Genomic DNA, 23,289 nt, shown 5'->3' with positions numbered 1-23,289 from the left:
AGACCTCATCCTGAATACACATTAGCCGATCACTTAAGTTCTACTGTTTTAACACCATCGGCAGTGCCAATCAGCGCTACATCTGCGCCTCGGTTGGCAAATAAGCCCACAGTGACAACACCGGCAATATTATTAATTTTATTTTCCAGTGCGATGGCATCCAAAATAGTCAAATTATGGACATCTAAAATAACATTGCCGTTATCGGTCAAAACATTCTGGCGGTATTCAGGTAACCCGCCTAATTTCACCAGCTCGCGCGCCACATAAGAACGGGCCATCGGGATAACTTCGACCGGCAACGGGAATTTACCCAGCACATCAACCTGCTTGGAAGCATCGGCAATACAGATAAATTTACGAGCAATGGCTGCAATGATTTTCTCGCGGGTCAGAGCTGCACCGCCACCTTTGATCATCTGCATTTGGCTGTTAATTTCATCAGCACCATCGACATAGATATCCAGCTCGTCGACTTCGTTGCAATCAAATACCTGAATGCCATAACCTTTCAGTTTAGCGGTTGAAGCATCAGAGCTGGAAACTGCTCCTTCGATCTGGCCTTTGATGGAAGCGAGAGCATCAATAAAATGCGCCGCAGTAGAGCCGGTGCCGACCCCAACGATAGTACCGGGTTTAACATATTCTAATGCTGCCCAGCCCACTGCTTTTTTAAGTTCATCCTGAGTCATGGTAAGTTCACGCCTTGATGTGAAAGAAAACCTGACGTCATTATAGAGCATATAAATGATAAAACATCGCAATAAAGCCAACTCAAGTGATGGTTAATTTTAGCTGGATCACAGTTATGCCGGTTTATTTGTGGCGAGCCACTCGGCATTCCAACATAGATAAATGACCAAAATGTGGCATAGTGCGGTATTAATTTAATATTTGGAGAGATGACTCCGATGAAACGCCCAGACTACCGTACGCTACAAGCGCTGGACGCGGTGATCCGTGAACGCGGTTTTGAACGCGCTGCACAAAAACTTTGCATCACCCAATCGGCGGTATCTCAACGCATTAAGCAGTTGGAGAATCTGTTCGGTCAACCACTGTTGGTGCGCACTGTGCCCCCCCGTCCGACTGAACAAGGGCAGAAGCTGCTCGCCTTGCTGCATCAGGTCGAATTGCTGGAAGAAGAGTGGCTCGGCAATGATAACGGCGGTGATACACCGCTGCTGCTGTCATTGGCGGTCAACGCCGACAGCCTGGCAACCTGGCTCCTGCCGGCATTAAAACCGGTGTTGGCAGACTCCCCTATCCGGCTGAATTTACAAGTCGAAGATGAAACCCGAACTCAAGAACGGTTACGTCGTGGCGAAGTAGTGGGTGCAGTCAGTATCCAGCCGCAACCGCTACCAAGCTGCCTGGTTGATCAGCTCGGCGCACTGGATTACCTGTTTGTTGCCTCGAAACCCTTTGCAGAACGTTATTTCCCCAATGGCGTGACCCGCTCGGCATTGCTGAAAGCACCTGCGGTGGCCTTTGACCATTTGGATGATATGCATCAGGCGTTTTTACAGCAGAATTTCGATTTGTCACCGGGCAGCGTGCCCTGCCATATCGTTAACTCGTCAGAAGCGTTTGTGCAGTTGGCAAGACAAGGCACTACCTGCTGTATGATCCCGCATCTGCAAATTGAAAAAGAGTTGGCATCTGGTGAGTTGATTAATCTGACGCCGGGATTATTGCAACGGCGAATGCTGTTCTGGCATCGATTCGCGCCAGAAAGCCGGACGATGAGAAAGGTGACTGACGCCCTGTTATCTTACGGGCGTCAGGTATTGCGGCAAGACTAGCTTATTTGGCGGCAGGCGCTGGCGTGTTAGAACTGGTTTTCAATTCAAATACCACATCAACCTGATCATCGAAATGAATAGTCTGCTGTTCGTAAGTTTGGGCGGCATCAGTGGCTGGTGCAGCCTCAGCACTCTTGAACATACGCGCTACCGGCATTGGCTGGTAGTTAGCAACATGGTAACGGATGCTGTATACCTGCCCTAATTTCACCTTAAATCCGTCAGCCAATGCACCTGCCTGACTAATGGCATTTTCAATGGCTTTTTTACGTGCCTGTTCACGGTAAGTGTCCGGATTGGCGACACCCAACTCCACTGCACGAATCTCATTCAGACCCGATTTTAGCGCGCCATCCAGCAACTCATTCAACTTATCCAGTTGGCGCAGTGTCACCTGAACCTGACGTACCGCGCGGTAGCCTTTCAATACAGCTTCACCGGTTTTTTGGTAATCGTATTCAGGTTGGGTGCGTATATTGGCAGCATTGATATCTTTTTTCTCAATGCCACTCTTACGCAAGAAATCAAAATATTGTGCGACGCGGGTATCTGCCTGTTTTTTGGCATCTGCGGCATCTTTGGCAGAGACACTCACTTCAATGGCAATAGTAGCGATATCCGGTGTTGCATCAACACTGGCAGTACCGGAGGTAACAACATGCGGCCCTTCTGGCACTTCGGCGGCTTGAACTTGTAGCGCCAAAGGTAACGTCCCTAATCCCATCATTGCGGCCAAAGCCAATGTCTTCAACTTCACGGAAGCCTCCTAAGATAATCATAATAAAACTATACCCTAAATAATTCGAGTTGCATGAAGGCGGCAACTGAGCGAGTCCCCTTGAGTTGACGCCAGTCAATGATTCGGGTGAGCGAAGACAGCCAACACCCCTGCAGCTTGAAGTATGACGGGTATAAGACAACCGTAGCATATCTGACTCAATTAGGGATTCGGATTAATGATAAAAACTTATAGGTTTAATCCCTGTCGTGCTAACTGAAAAGCGATAAACCACATCACGCCTCCCACCAGCAAATTGATGACCCGCTGTGAGGCAGGACGATTAAGCCACGGCGATAGCCACGCCGCTAACAACGCCAGAGCAAAAAACCAGGCAACTGAGGCGCTCACGGCACCAAAAGCAAACCAGGGCCGAACATCAGGTAATAACTGGCCTCCCAAGCTCCCCAGCACTACAAAGGTATCCAGATAAACATGCGGGTTAAGCCAGGTCACCGCCAATAATGTCACGATAATGCGCCAGCGCCCTTGTGCACCAGCGGCAACCGCAGCAGATGAGCTATCGCCACGCCATGCGGCCATCAGCGCCCCCCAGCCATACCATAACAAAAATGCTACGCCGCCCCAGGTGACCAGTGCCAGCAGCAAGGGAGAGCGGTTCAGTAAGGCGCTACCGCCAAAAATACCGGCGCAAATCAAGATGATGTCACTAAGGGCACACAATGATGCACTCATCAAATGATGTTGCCGCTTAATTCCCTGATTCATCACAAAAGCATTTTGCGGCCCAAGGGGGAGGATCATAGCTGCACTCAGGGCAAAACCTTGCAAAAATACGGCTAACATACTGTTACCTTTAAATAATACTCAAAACTGATTGAGAGAATTGGAGAGGAATTAGCAGCATAGTACGGGGATAAAACCATCAGAGGAAATTGATATTTCTTATCTACTATAAGTAAAACTAATAATAGGAAAACTAAAACGCATACGTGAAAAAGAAAGAAAAAACAGGCCAAGAATAGCCCGCGCAGACTGCTGACAAACCTCGATAACTCGATCTTGCAAGGTGAAGGCAGGTAGAAGAGTAAAGCGTCCGCGCCAAGGATGGCGCGGCTCGAGCCCCCAGGGAAGGGTTTACGGCGTCTTTACGATTTGCCTGTTTTCACCGTTACGGGTACTTTGTCATTAACCTCAACGGGCCCAAAATAGCCTGTGTTGATTATGTGAATTACTTATCCGATTTTATGCTGTCGGAGCAGATTCTGCTTTATCAACCTGATGCAAATGCACATCCATCTGTGGATATGGAATGCCGATTTTGTGGGCATCCAATGCGCGTTTGAAGTTTTCCATCAGATCCCAATATACTTCCATGGCATCGCCATTGGTGGTCCAGACACGCACGGTAAAGTTTAATGACGAGGCCGCCATCTCATTTAAACGTATCGTAACGCCTTGGTCATGTAGGATGCGTGAATCAGCCGCAATGATGTCACCCAACACTTTCTTCACCACATCAATGTCAGCATCATAGGCGACGCCAATGACCATATCAGTACGGCGGTTGGGTTCACGGGTAGTATTGATTATATTGTTGGCGATGATTTTACCATTCGGTACAACAATGATTTTGTCGTCAACCGTCCGTAACGTGGTTGAGAAAATCTGCACCTGCACCACGGTACCGGCTACGCCACCCAGATCGACGTACTCACCCGCTTTAAACGGACGGAAGGCCACCAGCAACACACCTGCGGCAAAGTTAGACAGAGAGCCTTGCAGCGCCAAACCAACCGCTAAACCGGCAGCACCGATGACAGCAATCACTGACGCGGTTTGCACCCCAAGACGCCCCAGAACCGCCACAATAGTGAAAGCCAGAATACTGTAACGCACCATTGCCGCCAAAAAATCCGCAACAGTGATATCAATTCCGCGCAATTTCATCACTCGGCCGAGCGTGCGTGATACCACTTTGGCAATGATCGAACCCACAATCAGAATCAATAAGGCTGCGATCAGATTGACCGCATATTGAATCAGTAACTCCTGATTATTCACCAACCAGGTACTCGCTTCATTGATTCCATCAACTACGTTTAATTCTTCCATTTAAACCACCCTACAAAAAAGTCCCCGCTGGGGAGATTACGCAAAAATTACCGCCATTGCTAACCACTATGACAGCCATGCCTGTTTAGGGTAACCAACAATAGGCCGTGTTGCCAATTTTGATAGCCGGTGAACGGATACGGATAGATAGCCCACTATCAGTTCACCGTTACATCCATACCGTCAGCGCTATAAACGAAAAAAGGCCCCGCAGGGCCTTTTCAATCAGTCAAAATAAGACTGAATTACAATACGTCGACAGCGTTCAGTTCTTTGAATGCCAGTTCCAGACGGGTAATCATTGAAGTCTGAGCGGCACGCAGCCATACGCGTGGATCGTAGTATTTCTTGTTCGGCTTATCAGCACCTTCTGGGTTACCCAGTTGGCCTTGCAGATAGCCTTCGTTCTTTTTGTAGTAATTCAGAATACCTTCCCATGTTGCCCACTGGGTATCGGTATCGATATTCATTTTCACTACGCCGTAGCTTACTGCTTCTTTAATTTCAGCAGCAGTAGAACCTGAACCGCCGTGGAACACGAAGTTCAGGCTGTTGTGCGGCAGATTGTGTTTCTTAGAAACATAATCCTGAGAATCACGCAGAATAGTTGGGGTCAGTTTCACGTTACCTGGTTTGTAAACACCGTGCACGTTACCGAAAGAAGCCGCGATAGTGAAACGTGGGCTGATTGCGTTCAGTTTTTCGTACGCATAATCAACATCTTGTGGCTGAGTGTACAGAGAAGATGCGTCCATGTGGCTGTTGTCCACGCCATCTTCTTCACCACCGGTGCAACCCAGTTCGATTTCCAGCGTCATACCCAGTTTTGACATACGAGTCAGGTACTTGCTGCAAATTTCGATATTTTCTTCCAGGGACTCTTCAGACAGGTCGATCATGTGAGAAGAGAACAGTGGTTTGCCGGTTGCAGCGAAGTGTTTTTCGCCCGCATCCAACAAGCCGTCTAACCATGGCAGCAATTTCTTGGCGCAATGGTCGGTATGCAGAATAACTGGAACACCATAGTGTTCAGCCATCTGATGCACATGGTGCGCACCAGAGATAGCACCCAAGATTGCAGCGCCTTGTGGCACGTCAGTCTTCACGCCTTTACCTGCGATAAATGCTGCACCACCGTTAGAGAACTGAACGATAACTGGCGCACGCACTTTGGCTGCTGTTTCCAGCACTGCGTTGATAGAGTCGGTGCCGACACAGTTAACCGCTGGCAGAGCAAAGTTGTTTTCTTTTGCTACTGCGAACACTTTCTGCACGTCATCACCTGTGATGACACCTGGTTTTACGAAATCAAAAATTTTAGACATGTACGTTGTCCTGTTTCGTCGACTGAAGATAGCAGCTATCCGAGAGGATAGGCCCTAAATGTAAATCGGTTTTCGCCAGCCTAAAGCTCACAGCTTCATTAGCTAAAAAGCGAAACATTGGCTAAAAGCGAAACGGGCGGCTCTCGCCCCCCGTTATCTAAATTACTGCTTAGCGCGCTCTTCCAGCATCACAACTGCTGGCAGTTTTTTCCCTTCTACGAACTCAAGGAAAGCGCCGCCGCCAGTGGAGATGTAGGAGATTTGGTCAGCAATACCGAACAGATCGATTGCTGCCAGAGTGTCACCACCGCCCGCAATTGAGAATGCTTCACTCTCTGCGATGGCGCGAGCCACGATTTCGGTCCCTTTACGGAAGTTAGGGAACTCGAACACACCAACCGGACCATTCCACAGAATGGTTTTGGCGTTTTTCAGGATCTCAGCCAGACGCTCCGCAGATTCGTCGCCCAAGTCCAGAATTTGTTCGTCATCTTTGATTTGGTTAGCTGGTTTCAGCGTTGCAGTTGCAGTTTCAGAGAACTCGGTCGCAACACGCACATCGGTAGGTACTGGGATATCACAAGTTTCCAGCAGACGTTTCGCTTCTGGAATCAGGTCTGCTTCATACAGAGATTTACCGACGTTATTGCCTTGAGCGGCAACGAAGGTATTGGCGATACCGCCACCAACAATCAGTTGGTCTGCAATTTTAGACAGCGCACCCAATACAGTCAGTTTGGTTGAAACTTTAGAACCGCCTACGATGGCAACCATTGGACGCGCTGGGTTACCCAGTGCTTTGCCCAAAGCTTCCAGTTCTGCTGACAACAGCGGGCCAGCACACGCGATAGGGGCAAATTTACCCACGCCGTGAGTAGAAGCCTGTGCGCGGTGAGCAGTACCAAAAGCATCCATCACATAGACATCACACAGTGCGGCATATTTTTTGGCCAGAGTTTCGTCGTCTTTCTTTTCGCCTTTGTTAAAGCGAACGTTTTCCAGAACAACCAACTCGCCAGCTGCAATTTCAACGCCGTCCAGATAATCTTTCGCCAAACGTACCGGAGCAGACAATTTGTCTTTCAGGTAGTTAACGACTGGCAGCAAGGAGAACTCTTCATTGTACTCGCCTTCGGTCGGACGACCCAGGTGAGAGGTAACCATTACTTTAGCGCCTTGCTTCAATGCCGTTTCAATGGTCGGCAGAGATGCACGGATACGCGCATCAGAAGTCACTTTGCCATCTTTTACCGGAACATTGAGGTCCGCACGGATCAGCACGCGTTTGCCAGCCAGATCCAGATCGGTCATCTTAATTACAGACATGGTGAATCCTCTTGTTGATTCTCTTTAAAGTTGCATAAGCTGCACATCAACGTTGATAAAACCGCAATAAAACACGGAAAAACAATACGTTAGCATGCAATACTAGAAACCACTTCTGGCCATCGCCAATGTCGTATCCAACATTCTATTGGCGAAACCCCATTCGTTATCGCACCATACCAACGTCTTAATCAGGTGCTGCCCGCTGACCCGCGTCTGGGTGCAATCAACAATCGCACTGTGCGGATCATGGTTAAAATCGGTCGACACCAATGGTAATTCCGTATAGTCAACTATACCACGAAATGAACCTCTTGCTGCCTTTTGCAAAAGCTGGTTAACCTCGGCTACACCAACCGGGCTTGTAACGCTGACGCTTAAATCGATCGCCGTTACATTGATCGTTGGCACCCGTACCGAGATAGCTTCAAACCTGTCACAAAACTTCGGAAAAATACGGGTAATCCCTGCTGCCAGTTTGGTATCAACCGGGATAATGGACTGGCTTGCTGCTCGGGTACGGCGTAAATCCTGATGATAAGCATCAATAACAGGCTGGTCATTCATTGATGAATGAATGGTGGTGACAGTGCCGGACTCGATGCCAAAGGCCACATCCAACAACTGAATAATAGGAATAATACAGTTCGTAGTACAGGAGGCGTTGGAAACAATTCGGTGATCCGCCTGTAAATCCTGATGGTTAACCCCATAAACCACTGTAGCGTCCAAATCATGTCCACCGGGATGGGCAAACAGCACCTTTTTGGCACCGGAGGTTAAATGCGCCTCGCCATCGGCACGGCTACCATAAACACCGCTACAATCCAGAACAACATCAATTCCTAACTCACCCCAGGGTAACTGCCCTATTTCTGGCTGATGTATCAGCCGGATAACATCGTCCCCGACGTATAATTTGTCACATTCCTGACGAACATCCCAGGCAAACCGGCCATGGCTGGAGTCATACTTCAACAGATGGGCCATCCCTTCCGCATTAGCCAACTCATTAATTGCAACGACTGAAATCTCGGCCCGACGACCTGATTCATACAATGCGCGTAAAACGCTACGACCAATACGGCCAAAGCCATTTATTGCTATGCGGATTGTCATGTTACTCCCTGTTTCTGGTTATTATCATGCAACCCCATAGCGTACTTCAGCGCACCCTAAGATGTTAATCGTCTTATCACAATTCAGCCAGAATACTCCCGGCTTTTTCCTCAGCGAAATCGGCTGAAATGGGAAATGAATCATGACTGAAACGCTTCAGCCAGAATAAACCAAACTAATCATAAAAGGAATATCTGCCTGATAAAGGGCACAATTCATCCATCAATTGGCGAAAAAAAAGACCGCCGGAGCGGTCTTTTAACAGGTGCATTACCGAGATTCTCATCACCATTTACAGTGATTCATCGCATTGGTAACGTCATGCTGTTTGAACAAAAACTATTTCAACAACGCCTGAGCTTTGGCCACCACGTTTTCTACGGTGAAACCAAACTCTTTGAACAGCAACTCAGCTGGAGCAGATTCACCAAAGCTGTGCATCCCCACCACTGCGCCATTCAGACCGACGTATTTGTACCAGTAATCAGCAATACCGGCTTCAACGGCAACGCGCGCGCTAACCGCAGATGGCAATACAGATTCACGGTAAGCCGCATCTTGTTTGTCGAATGCATCTGTTGATGGCATAGACACCACGCGCACTTTACGGCCAGCAGCAGTCAGTTGGTCAGCAGCAGCAACCGCCAATTCAACTTCAGAACCAGTGGCAATAAAGATCAGTTCAGGTTGACCGGCACAATCTTTCAGCACATATGCGCCTTTAGAGATATTGGCTAACTGCTCAGCAGTACGTGGCTGTTGTGCCAGGTTCTGACGAGAGAAGATAAGCGCGCTTGGGCCGTCTTTACGTTCCAACGCATATTGCCACGCTACCGCAGACTCAACCTGGTCACATGGGCGCCAGGTGCTCATATTTGGTGTCACACGCAAGCTTGCCATCTGCTCAACTGGCTGATGGGTTGGGCCATCTTCGCCCAGACCGATAGAGTCGTGGGTGTAAACAAAGATGCTACGGATTTTCATCAGCGCGGCCATACGCACTGCATTACGGGCATATTCCACAAACATCAGGAAGGTTGCGCCGTAAGGGATAAAACCACCGTGCAGAGCAATACCATTCATGATGGCGGACATACCAAATTCACGCACACCGTAGTGGATGTAGTTACCCGCCAGGTCATCACTCAGAGATTTAGAGCCAGACCAGATAGTCAGGTTGCTTGGTGCCAGGTCGGCGGAGCCACCGAGGAATTCAGGCAACACTTTACCGAAAGCTTCCAGCGCATTTTGTGATGCTTTACGGCTGGCAATTTTGGCAGGATTAGCTTGTAACTCTTCGATGAATTTCTTGGATTCAGTCGCCCAGTTAGCTGGCAGCTCACCGCTAACGCGGCGTTTGAATTCAGCAGCCAGTTCCGGATACGCTTTAGCGTAAGCGGTGAACTTCTCATTCCAGGCAGCTTCTTTGGCCTTACCAGCTTCTTTAGCATCCCACGCGGCATAGATATCCTGTGGAATTTCGAATGCTGGGTATTTCCAACCCAATGCTTCACGGGTCGCAGCAACTTCATCAGCACCTAACGGTGCCCCATGTGAATCATGGGTGCCAGCTTTCTTCGGCGAACCAAAACCGATAATGGTTTTGCACATCAGCAATGATGGTTTGTCGGTAACTTTGTGGGCTTCTTCGATGGCCGCTTTGATGGAATCAGCGTTATGACCATCAACACCACGAACCACATGCCAACCGTAAGCTTCGAAACGAGCAGCGGTGTCATCGGTGAACCAGCCTTCAACATGACCGTCGATAGAGATACCGTTGTCATCATAGAATGCCGTCAGTTTACCCAGCTTCATGGTACCAGCCAGTGAGCAAACTTCATGAGAGATGCCTTCCATCATGCAACCATCACCCATAAAGGCATAAGTGTGGTGATTAACGATGTCGTGGCCTGGGCGGTTAAACTGTGCGCCCAGTGTGCGTTCTGCAATGGCAAAACCCACGGCGTTGGCAATGCCCTGACCCAATGGGCCAGTGGTGGTTTCTACGCCAGCAGTATAACCATATTCAGGGTGACCTGGCGTTTTAGAGTGTAACTGACGGAAGTTTTTCAGTTCTTCCATTGGCAGATCATAACCAGTGAGATGCAGCAGGCTATAGATCAACATGGAGCCGTGACCATTCGACAAGACGAAACGGTCGCGGTCAGCCCAGTGTGGATTGGTTGGATTATGGTTCAGGTAATCACGCCACAGAACTTCGGCAATATCTGCCATGCCCATAGGGGCGCCGGGGTGGCCGGAATTCGCTTTTTGCACTGCGTCCATGCTGAGTGCGCGGATCGCGTTGGCAAGCTCTTTACGAGAGGACATGTTTTACTCCAGGTCGGATTAAAAAAGCGTTCAAGGTTACCATTTTCTCAGACTCAGCATTGAAACGGCAATCACTAAAACCAAATGAGCTATAACTTCCATATTTATAACCAATGGAATCTGCTGATTTTCAGAATAAAGCTATAGTGCTCACGCTGACAGAGCATTAATCTTCACTACCCATTGTCAGTCATAGTGCGCAAGAGTAGTGGAAGTCGCGCTGGCGCAATAGCTATTAATGCAATTGCTGTAATGTAGCAATAAATACCACATAACCACAGGAAGAAAGTGTTATGAAAATTCGTACCTCAATGATTGCACTGAGTCTGACAGCATTACTTAGCGGCTGCCAAAATATGAATACCGATGGCTTGATGCAGTCCGGTGCTCAGGCCTTTCAGGCGGCAACTCTGAGTGATGCTGATGTCAAAAATCTCAGTGAGAAATCATGTGCGGAAATGGATCAAAAGGCCCAAATAGCCTCCGCTGATAGCGATTATGGCAAACGTCTGGCTAAAATCTCGGCCGCATTAGGTGATAATATCAATGGTACGCCAGCTAACTATAAGGTTTACGTCACTAAAGATGTGAATGCCTGGGCGATGGCCAATGGTTGTATCCGTGTTTACAGCGGCCTGATGGACATGATGACCGATAATGAAGTGGAGGGCGTACTCGGCCATGAAATGGGTCATGTGGCATTAGGCCATACCCGCAAAGCCATGCAAGTGGCCTATGGCACCACCGCTCTACGCACTGCGGCTGCCTCCGCTGGTGGTATTGCCGGGCAGCTGTCTCAATCTCAGTTGGCCGACATTGGCGAGAAACTGGTGAATGCCCAATTCTCACAAAAACAAGAAAGCGAAGCGGATGATTACTCATTTGATTTGCTGAAAAAGCGCGGTATCGATCCAAACGGTTTAGTCACCAGCTTCGAAAAACTGGCGACCATGGAAGCCGGTCGTTCCAGCAGTATGTTTGATGATCACCCCTCCTCACAGGCCCGCGCCGACCATATCCGCCAGCGCATTGCCGCCGAGAAATAAGCAGTTACGCCCAATAAATACAAACGCCCCACAGCAGGGGCGTGAGTTCTATAACTCATATATGAAAGCAGCTACTCGTTATCCCCAGCCAGATTAACTTCAATCTGATCGCCATTAACTCGCACGGGATAGGTGTTCAGATCACGATCCCCCGGCTCGCGTAAGCATTGCCCGGTTCGAATATCAAACTGTGCGCCATGCAAAGGACACTCGATGGTTGAATCGTCAACAATACCCTGACTTAACAAAGCATAAGCGTGCGGGCAAATGTCTTCCATGGCAAAGTATTCCCCCGCCACCAGATAGATACCTATCCTTTTACCCTCAGCCTGAGCGGAGAAAGGAAAGTCCGGCTTGACGTAATTGACCTTACAAACAGTTAACCACCCCATTTAAACGCCTCCACATACCAATGCAGCACAGATAAAATCACTTATATCAGTGTGGTTGAGATTGGGCCAATCACCAGTAGGGGTAGAAACAAAAAGGGCAAACCTGAGTTTGCCCTTAAGGTGCTGTTAATCAGTCACTAATACTTATTCATCTTCGAGATAAGTGTAACCGTACAGACCGGTTTCAAACTCTTCCATAAATTGAGCTTGTAACTCGGCATCCAGATCGGTTTCTTTCACTTGTTTGGAGAACTGTTGCAGCAATTTCTTTGGATTCAACTGCACATATTCCAGCATATCTGCCACCGTATCGCCTTCATCTGTCTGCTCGACCTCTACCGCACCGTCAGGGAAGACAAATACATCGACTGCCGAGGTGTCGCCGAACAAATTGTGCATATTGCCCAGAATTTCCTGATAGGCACCGACCATAAAGAAGCCCAGCAGCGGTGGGTTTTCGGCATCATATGGCGGCATCGGCATGGTGGTAGCCACCCCGTCGCCGTCGATATAATGATCGATAGTCCCGTCGGAATCACAGGTGATATCCAACAACACCGCACGGCGCTCTGGTGGCTTATCTAGCCCTTCCAATGGTAAGACGGGGAAAAGCTGATCAATACCCCATGCATCCGGCATTGACTGGAACAGCGAGAAATTCACATATAGCTTGTCAGCCATACGTTCTTGCAGCTCATCGATGATTGGTCGGTGTGCACGGTTGCTCGGATCCAACTGCTTTTGGATCTCATTACAAATGCTTAGATACAGCTCTTCAGCCCATGCGCGCTGTGTCAATTCCAACATACCGTGAGCGTATTGAGTATGCACATCATGCAAATCCATCTGGCTGTCGTGCAGCCATTCGCGCAGAGAACGGCGATTTTCCGGCTCTTGCATTTCTTGCCAGGTTTCCCACAAACTTTCCAGCGCGCGTGGCGCATCATCCGCTGGTGGTTGTGGCTGTGACTCATTGAACTCATTACGTTCCACGCCGATAACATTGGAAACCAGCACGGTATGATGCGCGGTAACTGCGCGCCCCGACTCGGTAATCACGGTAGGATGTGGCAAACCATGTTCATTACAAGCATCACCAATCCCCCAGATAACGTTATTGGCATATTCATTCAAGCCATAGTTAACTGAACAATCAGATTGGGAGCGCGTCCCTTCGTAATCCACACCTAAACCACCACCGACATCGAAACACTGGATATTGACACCCAGTTTGTGTAATTCCACATAGAAACGGGCAGATTCACGCACACCTGTGGAGATATCACGGATGTTGGACAGCTGAGAGCCTAAATGGAAATGCAGCAATTGCAGGCTGTCCAGACGACCGGCTTCACGTAACATATCAACCAACTGCAACACCTGAGTCGCAGACAAACCGAATTTGGATTTTTCACCACCGCTCGCCTGCCATTTACCGGAGCCTTGTGATGCCAAACGCGCACGGACACCCAAGCGTGGAACGACATTCAGACGTTCGGCTTCTTCCAGTACCATTTTGATTTCTGACATCTTTTCGATAACCAGATAAACCTTATGGCCCAGTTTTTCGCCGATTAATGCCAAGCGGATATATTCACGGTCTTTATAGCCATTACAAACGATGACTGAGCGCGTCATACCAGCATGTGCCAGAACCGCCATCATTTCGGCTTTAGAACCGGCTTCCAGCCCTAACGGTTCACCGGAATTAACCAGTGACTCAATAACCCGGCGATGCTGATTAACCTTAATCGGATAAACCAGGAAGTAATCACCTTCATAGCCAAACGACTCGCGCGCACGTTTAAATGCACCATTAATTGAGCGCAGGCGATGCTGTAAAATTTGTGGAAAACAGAATAACGCAGGCAGGCGTTGTCCCTTTTCACGCTGCATTTCTTTGACCAATACAGCCAGATCGACACGTGCCTCGCGATTATCGGGATCAGGGCAAACACTGATATGACCGAGTTCATTGACGTCATAATAGTTGCCACCCCAGTAGGCGACGTTATACGTGCTCAGCATCTTACTGGCATTACAATCATTCATGGCAACCTCCTGCATGGAGCGTAAAGAAACATGTGCGCCCGCAGCTGACGGACGGCCAATCAAGTTATCATCAGACATAATTCGCCTCTATTGCGATACTGACGATAAAGTCAGCCACTATCGCAGCTACAACCAACAAGGACAACCCGCGTGAATGCCAAATTGGCAGAATATTACGCTGGAAAGCGCGATCCACGAACGGTTTATCTCAGCTATTCATTACCCAAAACAGGGTAAAACACGTTTAAATGTAAAATACGTTTGACTGTAAATACGTATTAAGATTTTGTGAATCGGATTAGCCGCAAAGTCCTCAAGCTAGCCAGACTCAGTGCTGTAGGCGGTAATTAACCGGCCCGCGAATCCTGCGTCGCACCCATATGGGTGTAACATCGCCTTGATGGTGTACAAGAAAGGAAGGTTGCAAGGGGGGATTGAACGTCAGAACGACGCAGCTGTTGATGTGCAGCAACCAGTAGACAACGGATCATTAATCCAACCACCTCCACGCATGCCGCTCATGATGAACGGGCAAGACTTAATATAATAGACATAGGTAACAATATGATGACGCTGCCATTTTAGTGCTCATCGTAACAATGCGCTCATAAGATTGAGTGCCATCACTAAAAACCTCACAATGAGCTAATGTCATCTTCTGCCATCTTCATCATTGCGTATCAAATAAGCTGCGCGCGCAGTTTATACCTATAACGCGAGCAAAATGCAAAATGAAAATGGCCTGCAAGTGTATCAAGCAGTAAATAAATCAACTGACAACCAAAGCAAGAAATATCTTGATGCAAAAAGGGCTGGCATTAATAGCAAAAGCTGACCTAAAATAGACGTCCAGATGTTAATACATCCATCCATTTTAATTGCTAGAATGTCTGTGTCGTTATCATCATTATGACGGACTTCTAAAGGGATAGACTGCTAAAGGCTTTGCCTAAAGGGGCGTTGTAAAGCGCAATGTAACAAAAAGCCCATGCAAACCACGGCTTTGGTTGCTTGACTTCAATGCTATGCAGTGACATTTCACTTGTATTCAAGGTAAAGAAAATAATGGCTAAACACCTATTTACGTCGGAATCGGTTTCCGAAGGACACCCTGACAAAGTTGCCGATCAAATTTCCGATGCCGTGCTTGACGCAATTCTTGAACAAGATCCAAAAGCACGTGTTGCCTGCGAGACCTATGTCAAAACGGGTATGGTATTAGTTGGCGGTGAAGTCACCACTAACGCGTGGGTAGATATCGAAGAGATCACCCGTCGTACTGTGCGCGAAATCGGCTATGTTAATTCTGAGATGGGTTTTGATGCTAACTCTTGTGCCGTTTTGAGCGCTATTGGTAAGCAGTCTCCTGATATCAACCAAGGTGTTGACCGTGCCGATCCACTGGAGCAAGGCGCAGGTGACCAAGGTTTGATGTTCGGTTACGCCACCAACGAAACCAGCGTTTTGATGCCCGCGCCAATTACTTATGCTCACCGTTTGGTCGAGCGTCAGGCTGCTGTACGTAAAAATGGCACTTTGCCATGGCTACGCCCAGATGCAAAAAGCCAGATTACCTTCCAATATGATGACGGCAAAATTGTCGGTATTGATGCGGTAGTTCTGTCAACTCAGCATTCAGATGATATTAGCCTGACCGATTTACAAGAAGCGGTGATGGAAGAAATCATCAAGCCGGTTCTGCCAGCCGAGTGGCTCACCAAAGAGACCAAATATCATATTAACCCAACCGGCCGTTTTGTTATCGGTGGCCCAATGGGCGACTGTGGTCTGACTGGCCGTAAAATTATCGTTGATACCTACGGCGGCATGGCACGTCATGGTGGTGGCGCATTCTCTGGTAAAGATCCATCCAAAGTGGACCGTTCTGCTGCCTATGCTGCTCGCTATGTGGCAAAAAATATCGTCGCGGCTGGTCTGGCTGATCGTTGCGAAATTCAGGTTTCTTACGCCATTGGTGTTGCAGAGCCGACTTCCATCATGGTGGAAACCTTCGGCACCGGTAAGATCGCGGAAGATAAATTGGTCGCTCTGGTGCGTGAGTTCTTCGAACTGCGCCCTTATGGCCTGATTCAGATGCTGGACCTGTTGCACCCAATCTATCGCAAAACAGCCGCTTATGGTCACTTTGGTCGTGAAGAATTCCCTTGGGAAAAAACCGACAAAGCCGCCTTGTTGCGTGATGCTGCCGGCCTGAAATAAGTTTCATCCGGTCAGTTCAAATTGCAAAAACCCCGCCAGCCGGGGTTTTTTTATGCTTGATGTTTATGACTGCCGATAACGCTCAATCACGCTGAATATTGCCATTCCTGCCACCATCGCGGCGGTAAAGATAATGCCTTTGTACATCCCAGCGCCCAGTAGCACCAACGCCGGCCCTGGGCATATCCCCGCCAGCCCCCAGCCAATACCAAATAACATACTGCCACCGATTAAGCGGCGATCAATACGGGTGGATGTTGGTAATTGAAGAGGATATCCAAGCAAACTGGTTTTGCGCTTTTTAGCCCAACCAAAACCAAGAGTCGCGACCACCACTGCGGCGGCCATCACCAGCGCCAGCGATGGGTCCCACAAGCCACCAATATCCAGAAAACCAAGCACCTTCGCTGGATTCGCCATACCTGCGATTATCAGCCCCAGACCAAAAACCAGCCCGGCAAGTAATGAGAAAAGTAAATTCATATTCCCTTCCTACGTCTAAGCGAATAGATGGCGAACAAGCCACACGGTTGCAAAACCGGTAAGCATAAAGCTTAGTGTCGCCAGCAATGAACGTGGTGAGAAACGCGCTAAGCCACAGACACCATGTCCGCTGGTGCAACCGGCACCGTAGCGAGTTCCAATCCCCACCAATAATCCGGCCACGATCAGAACCGGCAAACCTGCATCAATCTGAATCACCGGCAGAGCCGTAAAAAGTGAATAAATGGCAGGGGTCATAATCAGGCCTAAGAGGAAAGCAACGCGCCAGGAAGTGTCCCCCATTTTGGGTGGCAATAATCCGCCTAAAATGCCGCTAATACCGGCAATACGGCCATTGCAAAGCCATAAAATTGTCACGGCAATGCCCAATAGCGCGCCACCAGCCAGTGCACTGAAGGGAGTGAAATTAGCCCAATCGATAGTCATACGCCCTCCTTCTCTTGTGGGCAATAAAGCTGATACAGCACCTCAAGCAGTGCCAATACTTTACTATCAGCGATCGAATAAAATATGCGTTTCCCCTCTCTGCGGGTGTTCACCAGCCCATCACTACGCAGTACAGCAAGTTGTTGCGAGAGTGTCGGTTGGTGAATACCCAGAGCCTCTTCCAGTTCGCCGACCGCCTTTTCTCCCTGACTCAGTTGGCACAGCAACAACAACCGATCTTCATTTGCTAATATTTTCAGCACATCACAAGCCTGCCCTGCCGCATATCTCATCAGATCCATACTGATGGTTTTATCGTTATTCATATGCATCTCTAATGCTTCAGTTTCATTATATATTTTTATATTATATATATTTGCATAATGATCAATTGAAAATTGTCCGACCTACTGGCTTGCATCTGGCTATCTGCCGTTTTATTCTTCCGCGATATGAGTTCATTAAGAATCCCCATCGCGCTACAGCAAGCAGTTATGCGCTGTTTGCGCCATAAATTGCAGCTGGCAAATCAGCATCTTGGTACCGATTATCCGGAGCCAAAAATCAACTATCATCAACGTGGTACCAGCGCGGGCAGCGCTTATCTACAATCCTTCGAAATTCGTCTCAATCCAGTATTATTACTGGAAAATCAACAGCCTTTTATTGATGAAGTTGTACCTCATGAATTGGCCCATTTGCTGGTTTATCGCCAATTTGGTCGGGTTCCTCCCCACGGTAAAGAATGGCGTTGGATGATGGAGCATGTGCTGCAAGTCCCGGCCAGCCGTACGCATCAGTTTGAAGTCACCTCGGTGCGCAGTAAGACTTTTAATTATCAGTGCAAATGCCAGCAACACACCTTAACTATTCGCCGCCACAATAAAGTTCAGCGCGGTGAGAGCGAATACCGCTGCCGCCAATGTGGTGAAAAACTGCAATTTATCGCGACAAAAAGCTGTTAAAAATTAACGTTAATTGTTATAAAACAGCAGGTTAATTTGCCATTCATGACTATTATCTATAACCTGCCTGTTTTTCATTATCAGGCTGTTTTGAGATATGTTACGCAAACTTCTATTCCTGCTGGTTTTGTCCTCGCCACTACTTCCACTCTCCGGTTACAGTCAAAGCATTAATAACTTTTCTCAGGCCAAAGCTGTTGCTGCGAAAATTAATCAGGATGCACCCGGCACCTTTTATTGTGGTTGCAAAATTGATTGGCAAGGTAAAAAAGGGGTTCCGAATCTGAAGAGTTGTGGTTATCAACCGCGGAAGAATGCCCAACGTGCAGCACGGATTGAATGGGAACATGTCGTCCCGGCTTGGCAATTTGGCCACCAGCGCCAGTGCTGGCAGCAAGGTGGGCGCAAAAATTGCACCAAAGATCCGATCTATCGCCAAATAGAAACTGATCTGCATAACCTGCAACCCGCCATTGGCGAGGTGAATGGTGACCGCAATAACTTCATGTATTCCCAGTGGAATGGCGGCAACGGTCAATATGGTCAGTGCGAGATGAAAGTCGACTTCAAAAATAAGCTGGCTGAACCTCCTGCGCGCGCACGTGGTGCAATTGCCCGTACCTACTTTTATATGCGCGACCAATATCAACTTCGGCTCTCCAGCCAACAAAGTAAGCTGTTCGAGGTGTGGAGTCGTCAATATCCGGTGACCAACTGGGAATGTCTGCGTGATGAACGGGTGGCAAAAGCACAAGGGAATCATAACCCTTATGTACAACGCGCTTGCCAGCAGCAAAAAGGCTAATCTAGTATACTGGTCAAAGTTTTCGTTTCAGGGCACAAAACAACTTATGCGCATACCCCGCATTTATCACCCGCAGCCTCTACAGGCAAATACCGAATTGGCGCTTAGTGATGAAGCCGCCAATCATGTCGGCCGCGTGCTGCGAATGACTGAAGGCCAAAGTCTGCAATTATTTGATGGCAGTAATCAGGTTTTCGCAGCTGAAATTATCCGGGTGGATAAAAAAAACCTGATTGTCCGATTGGCCGAAGGGCAGTGGGAAGACCGTGAATCCCCGTTAAATCTACATTTGGGCCAGGTCATTTCCCGTGGGGAAAAGATGGAGTTTACGGTTCAGAAATCTATTGAGCTGGGTGTCAATGTGATTACTCCGCTGTTTTCCGAGCGCTGCGGCGTTAAGCTGGATGGCGAACGTCTGGCAAAGAAAATTCAGCAGTGGCAGAAAATTGCTATTGCCGCCTGCGAACAATGCGGGCGCAATAAGATCCCGGAGATCCGCGCAGCAATGCAGCTATCTGAATGGTGTGCAGAGCAAGATGACAGCCTTAAGTTGAATCTGCATCCGCGTGCCAGCAACAGCATTAACACCCTTCCCTCGTCACTCAACAAAGTGCGTCTGTTGATTGGCCCGGAAGGCGGCCTTTCTGCTGATGAAATTGCCATGACCTCGCGCCTTGGATTTACTGATATCCTGCTAGGGCCGCGAGTGCTGCGTACCGAAACTACTGCCCTTACCGCAATCACTGCTTTGCAGGTGCGGTTTGGCGATCTGGGATAAAATTCGTTCCCGTTAGGAGAGAAGAATGATCAAGCTCGGCATCGTAATGGACCCAATCTCGTCCATCAATATCAAGAAAGACTCCAGCTTCGCTATGCTATTGGAAGCACAGCGCCGTGGTTGGGAACTGCATTATATGGAAATGGGCGACCTTTACCTGCGCGGAGGCGATGGCCGCGCCCACACTCGCTTGCTGAGTGTGAAACAGGACAACAACGACTGGTTCAGTTTTGGTGCAGAGCAAGACGTACCACTGCATGACCTTGATGTCATTCTGATGCGCAAAGATCCGCCGTTTGATACTGAGTTCATCTACGCCACTTATATTCTGGAACGTGCGGAAGATAAAGGCACGCTAGTAGTGAATAAACCACAGAGCCTACGTGACTGTAATGAAAAGCTGTTTACTGCGTGGTTCCCTGAATTAACGCCAGATACGCTGGTCAGCCGTAGCAAAGATCATATCCGCAAGTTCCATCAGGAACATGGCGATATCATTCTAAAACCTCTGGATGGTATGGGCGGCACCTCAATATTTCGCGTGAAACAGGATGACCCTAACCTGTCGGTTATTATTGAAACGCTGACCGAGTTGGGCAGCCGATTCTGCATGGCACAAAACTTCCTGCCCGCGATTAAAGAAGGCGATAAACGCGTGTTGGTGGTGGATGGCGAGCCAGTGCCTTACTGCCTGGCACGTATTCCGGCGCAAGGTGAAACTCGCGGTAACTTGGCAGCCGGTGGCCGTGGCGAAGCCCGCCCACTGAGTGAAAGTGATTGGAAAATTGCCCGCGCTGTTGCACCAATACTGAAGCAAAAAGGCTTGATTTTTGTCGGCCTGGATATCATCGGCGATCGCCTGACTGAAATTAACGTCACCAGCCCGACCTGCATATGCGAAATTGAAGCCGCTTTCCCGGATGTGTCGATTACCGGCATGCTGATGGATGCAATTCAAAAGCGTCTGGACGAGCGAAAAACCAAAAAATGATTTGAGCGCTACTTGCTGCGGCCTCGTAGAAGTAAGGCCCAAGGATGGGCCGTGTCATGAACGCAGCTAACAACCCTGCGGCTTCAAGAACGAAGGGAAAACCCCAAAGTCATTGACGTTGCAGGTAGGCAGCAAGAGAGCAAATCCCGATGAGCTTATTTTAAGTTCTACAACAAGTAAGTGATTCGGGTGCGCGAACGCAGCTAACAACCCTGCAGCTTCAAGGACGAAGGGGAGCCGTGACTTTATTCGCATTTATCCGCATACTGGCAAGAACTTATCCCTTAACTCAGCGAATCCTCTATATAACATAATGAATTTACAGCATCATTTCCTTATAGCTATGCCTTCACTTCAAGATCCACACTTTATGCGCTCGGTTATCTATATCTGTGAGCATAACAAAGAGGGTGCCATGGGTTTGGTGATTAACAAGCCGATGGAACAGTTCACTGTAGAAACTGTACTGAAAAAACTAAAAATAAGCCCAACGCCACGAGATCCCGCCATTCGGCTGGATAAACCGGTATTGGCTGGCGGCCCGCTGGCAGAAGATCGTGGGTTTATCCTGCATTCGCCACAAGAAGGTTTTGGCTCCAGTATTCCTATCTCACCAGATACCATGATAACGACCTCTAAAGATGTATTGGAGACGTTAGGGACACCGGAACAGCCGAAAAACTTGTTGGTAGCCCTGGGGTATGCGGGTTGGCAGCAGGGGCAATTGGAACAGGAGTTGCTGGATAACGCCTGGCTGACCATTGAAGCAGATACGCATATCCTGTTTAACACCCCGATTGCTGAGCGCTGGCAAGCTGCGGCCAATAAGCTGGGTATCAATATCTTTAATATCGCTCCGCAAGCAGGACACGCCTGATGGCTAATCGCACGATTGTCGCCTTTGATTTTGGTACTAAAAGTATCGGCGTCGCTATTGGTCAGGAAGTCACTGGCACCGCCCGCGCGCTAACCTCCTTTAAAGCTCAGGACGGCACGCCAGACTGGCAGAAAGTTGAAAAACTGTTGAAAGAGTGGCAACCAGATTTAGTTGTCGTTGGGCTGCCACTGAATATGGATGGCACCGAGCAGCCGCTAACGGCGCGCGCGCGCCGGTTTGCCAACCGCCTGCATGGCCGTTTCGGTGTACAAATTGCCTTACAGGATGAACGGCTCAGCACTGTCGAGGCTCGCGCTAATTTGTTTGACAGTGGCGGCTATCGCGCGCTGGACAAAGGCAGTGTCGACGCCGCCTCTGCGGTCATCATTCTGGAAAGTTGGTTTGATGAGCAAGCGGGCTAAATACCTCACTTTTCATATTCTGTCGGCACAATCCTACCCAGTATTTCCTGCATGAATGGCACCCATGCCCGCACAATTGTATACTGGATGGATGCCAATCAGCGGCTCAAAATATTGCACACCCTACGCGGGTGTTTTTTACATTTATTGAGGTTTTCTCATGACAAAAGTAACTGTTGCTGCGACTCAAATGGCCTGTTCCTGGGACCTGCCTAAGAACATTGAAAATGCCGAGAAACTGGTACGTCAGGCTCATGCCAAGGGTGCACAAATCATCCTGATTCAGGAGCTGTTTGCCGCACCTTATTTCTGCATTGATCAAAGCCCTGAGCACTATGCACTGGCCCAAGAGCTGGACAATAGCCCACTTATCCAACATTTTTCCAAGCTGGCAGCCGAGCTGGAAGTGGTATTGCCATTGAGTTTCTTTGAGAAAGCCAACAATGCCTATTACAACTCACTGGTCATGATTGACGCTGATGGCTCCGTACTGGATGTGTACCGCAAAACTCACATTCCTAATGGCCCGGCTTATCAGGAAAAACAATTCTTTATCCCTGGCGATACCGGCTTTAAAGTCTGGCAGACCCGCTATGCCAAAGTCGGCGTCGGTATCTGTTGGGATCAGTGGTTCCCGGAAACTGCTCGTAGCCTGGCATTGCTGGGGGCAGAAATCATTTTCTATCCAACCGCTATTGGTTCTGAGCCTGCTTATCCTGACATCGACAGCCAACCGCACTGGACTCGTGTTCAGCAAGGCCATGCAGCCGCGAACCTGGTACCAGTGATTGCTTCTAACCGCATTGGTACTGAGAAAAGTAAATATATCGATGGTTTGGAAATGACCTTCTACGGCTCTTCATTTATTGCAGACCAAACCGGCGCTCTGCTGGCTCAGGCCAACAAAACCGACGAAGCTGTGTTGGTTCACCAGTTCGATTTGCAGGAAATCGCTGCTCAACGCGCGTCATGGGGCTTATTCCGCGATCGCCGTCCAGAAATGTATCAGGCACTTGCCACTTCTGACGGTAAAACCCGGAGATAATGT

At 48.7% G+C, this 23,289-nt stretch carries 24 protein-coding genes; 10 read left to right on the top strand and 14 right to left on the bottom strand.

Annotated elements, in window-relative coordinates; translation table 11 throughout:
- Positions 1-29: 29 nt before the first annotated feature.
- On the bottom strand, positions 30-692 hold the full coding sequence (rpiA, locus tag HU019_RS07050) for a ribose-5-phosphate isomerase RpiA (protein ID WP_174847797.1): 663 nt from the start codon (positions 690-692) through the stop codon (positions 30-32).
- 219 nt (positions 693-911) lie between these two features.
- Here rpiA and HU019_RS07045 point away from each other — a divergent pair, with 219 nt between their 5' ends.
- Positions 912-1,805 (top strand): LysR family transcriptional regulator ArgP, encoded by an 894-nt coding sequence (locus tag HU019_RS07045; RefSeq protein WP_005163344.1) that lies wholly within the window; start codon positions 912-914, stop codon positions 1,803-1,805.
- 1 nt (position 1,806) lies between these two features.
- Here the strand turns inward: HU019_RS07045 and HU019_RS07040 are convergent, their stop codons facing one another.
- From HU019_RS07040 to tkt, 7 genes are all read right to left on the bottom strand, one after another.
- Positions 1,807-2,562, bottom strand: a complete 756-nt coding sequence (locus HU019_RS07040) for an oxidative stress defense protein (RefSeq protein ID WP_174847798.1) — start codon at positions 2,560-2,562, stop codon at positions 1,807-1,809.
- 210 nt (positions 2,563-2,772) lie between these two features.
- Positions 2,773-3,390: an arginine exporter ArgO gene (gene argO, locus HU019_RS07035; protein WP_174847799.1), complete on the bottom strand. Its 618-nt coding sequence runs from the start codon at positions 3,388-3,390 to the stop codon at positions 2,773-2,775.
- Between the two features lie 399 nt (positions 3,391-3,789).
- Positions 3,790-4,659, bottom strand: coding sequence for a small-conductance mechanosensitive channel MscS (gene mscS / locus HU019_RS07030; RefSeq protein ID WP_174847800.1), 870 nt, complete (start codon positions 4,657-4,659; stop codon positions 3,790-3,792).
- Between the two features lie 245 nt (positions 4,660-4,904).
- A complete protein-coding gene (gene fbaA, locus HU019_RS07025) occupies positions 4,905-5,984 on the bottom strand; it encodes a class II fructose-bisphosphate aldolase (RefSeq protein ID WP_174847801.1) in 1,080 nt (359 codons plus the stop codon).
- Positions 5,985-6,146: 162 nt separating this feature from the next.
- On the bottom strand, positions 6,147-7,310 hold the full coding sequence (gene pgk / locus HU019_RS07020) for a phosphoglycerate kinase (protein WP_050078927.1): 1,164 nt from the start codon (positions 7,308-7,310) through the stop codon (positions 6,147-6,149).
- Positions 7,311-7,412: 102 nt separating this feature from the next.
- Positions 7,413-8,429, bottom strand: a complete 1,017-nt coding sequence (epd, locus tag HU019_RS07015; RefSeq protein ID WP_174847802.1) for an erythrose-4-phosphate dehydrogenase — start codon at positions 8,427-8,429, stop codon at positions 7,413-7,415.
- Positions 8,430-8,768: 339 nt separating this feature from the next.
- The gene (tkt, locus tag HU019_RS07010; protein ID WP_174847803.1) at positions 8,769-10,763 is read right to left on the bottom strand and encodes a transketolase; all 1,995 of its coding nucleotides are present in this window, start codon (positions 10,761-10,763) and stop codon (positions 8,769-8,771) included.
- A gap of 293 nt (positions 10,764-11,056) precedes the next feature.
- On the opposite strand from tkt, the gene loiP reads away from it, so the two are divergent.
- A complete protein-coding gene (gene loiP / locus HU019_RS07005) occupies positions 11,057-11,809 on the top strand; it encodes a metalloprotease LoiP (RefSeq protein ID WP_174847804.1) in 753 nt (250 codons plus the stop codon).
- A gap of 71 nt (positions 11,810-11,880) precedes the next feature.
- Here loiP and HU019_RS07000 read toward each other — a convergent pair whose 3' ends face one another.
- From HU019_RS07000 to HU019_RS20575, 3 genes are all read right to left on the bottom strand, one after another.
- A complete protein-coding gene (locus HU019_RS07000; RefSeq protein WP_174847805.1) occupies positions 11,881-12,201 on the bottom strand; it encodes a non-heme iron oxygenase ferredoxin subunit in 321 nt (106 codons plus the stop codon).
- Between the two features lie 144 nt (positions 12,202-12,345).
- Entirely contained in the window at positions 12,346-14,331 is a 1,986-nt protein-coding gene (gene speA, locus HU019_RS06995; RefSeq protein WP_174847806.1) for a biosynthetic arginine decarboxylase, read from the bottom strand.
- A 269-nt stretch (positions 14,332-14,600) separates the two neighbouring features.
- On the bottom strand, positions 14,601-14,744 hold the full coding sequence (locus tag HU019_RS20575; protein ID WP_418394564.1) for a hypothetical protein: 144 nt from the start codon (positions 14,742-14,744) through the stop codon (positions 14,601-14,603).
- Positions 14,745-15,318: 574 nt separating this feature from the next.
- Between HU019_RS20575 and metK the strand changes: the two genes are divergently transcribed.
- Positions 15,319-16,473: a methionine adenosyltransferase gene (gene metK, locus HU019_RS06990; protein ID WP_050078921.1), complete on the top strand. Its 1,155-nt coding sequence runs from the start codon at positions 15,319-15,321 to the stop codon at positions 16,471-16,473.
- A gap of 63 nt (positions 16,474-16,536) precedes the next feature.
- Here the strand turns inward: metK and HU019_RS06985 are convergent, their stop codons facing one another.
- From HU019_RS06985 to HU019_RS06975, 3 genes are read right to left on the bottom strand one after another with little or no spacing between them, the layout of a single operon-like run.
- On the bottom strand, positions 16,537-16,956 hold the full coding sequence (locus HU019_RS06985) for a DUF6691 family protein (RefSeq protein ID WP_174847807.1): 420 nt from the start codon (positions 16,954-16,956) through the stop codon (positions 16,537-16,539).
- A 15-nt stretch (positions 16,957-16,971) separates the two neighbouring features.
- Complete coding sequence (locus HU019_RS06980; protein ID WP_174847808.1) at positions 16,972-17,403, bottom strand: YeeE/YedE family protein; 432 nt, start codon at positions 17,401-17,403, stop codon at positions 16,972-16,974.
- Positions 17,400-17,729 (bottom strand): ArsR/SmtB family transcription factor, encoded by a 330-nt coding sequence (locus HU019_RS06975; protein WP_174847809.1) that lies wholly within the window; start codon positions 17,727-17,729, stop codon positions 17,400-17,402. The genes HU019_RS06980 and HU019_RS06975 overlap by 4 nt, the downstream gene beginning before the upstream one ends.
- Positions 17,730-17,855: 126 nt before the next feature.
- Here HU019_RS06975 and HU019_RS06970 point away from each other — a divergent pair, with 126 nt between their 5' ends.
- The 7 genes from HU019_RS06970 (at position 17,856) to aguB (ending at position 23,286) form a co-directional block, all read left to right on the top strand.
- On the top strand, positions 17,856-18,368 hold the full coding sequence (locus tag HU019_RS06970) for a SprT family zinc-dependent metalloprotease (protein WP_174847900.1): 513 nt from the start codon (positions 17,856-17,858) through the stop codon (positions 18,366-18,368).
- Positions 18,369-18,465: 97 nt separating this feature from the next.
- Positions 18,466-19,173: a deoxyribonuclease I gene (gene endA, locus HU019_RS06965; RefSeq protein ID WP_174847810.1), complete on the top strand. Its 708-nt coding sequence runs from the start codon at positions 18,466-18,468 to the stop codon at positions 19,171-19,173.
- Between the two features lie 46 nt (positions 19,174-19,219).
- Positions 19,220-19,951, top strand: coding sequence for a 16S rRNA (uracil(1498)-N(3))-methyltransferase (rsmE, locus tag HU019_RS06960; RefSeq protein WP_174847811.1), 732 nt, complete (start codon positions 19,220-19,222; stop codon positions 19,949-19,951).
- A gap of 25 nt (positions 19,952-19,976) precedes the next feature.
- Positions 19,977-20,942 carry a glutathione synthase gene (gene gshB / locus HU019_RS06955; RefSeq protein WP_174847812.1) on the top strand — a complete coding sequence of 322 codons (966 nt, stop codon included), beginning with the start codon at positions 19,977-19,979 and terminating at the stop codon, positions 20,940-20,942.
- A gap of 313 nt (positions 20,943-21,255) precedes the next feature.
- Positions 21,256-21,819, top strand: a complete 564-nt coding sequence (locus tag HU019_RS06950; protein WP_174847813.1) for a YqgE/AlgH family protein — start codon at positions 21,256-21,258, stop codon at positions 21,817-21,819.
- Positions 21,819-22,241, top strand: coding sequence for a Holliday junction resolvase RuvX (gene ruvX / locus HU019_RS06945; RefSeq protein ID WP_005157116.1), 423 nt, complete (start codon positions 21,819-21,821; stop codon positions 22,239-22,241). Before HU019_RS06950 ends, ruvX begins: the two co-directional genes overlap by 1 nt.
- 160 nt (positions 22,242-22,401) lie before the next feature.
- Entirely contained in the window at positions 22,402-23,286 is an 885-nt protein-coding gene (gene aguB / locus HU019_RS06940; RefSeq protein WP_174847814.1) for an N-carbamoylputrescine amidase, read from the top strand.
- Positions 23,287-23,289 lie beyond the last annotated feature (3 nt).

Source organism: Yersinia artesiana (assembly GCF_902726545.1).
In the GTDB taxonomy this organism is placed as follows: domain Bacteria; phylum Pseudomonadota; class Gammaproteobacteria; order Enterobacterales; family Enterobacteriaceae; genus Yersinia; species Yersinia artesiana.
This window is presented reverse-complemented; position numbering and strand designations above follow the sequence as displayed.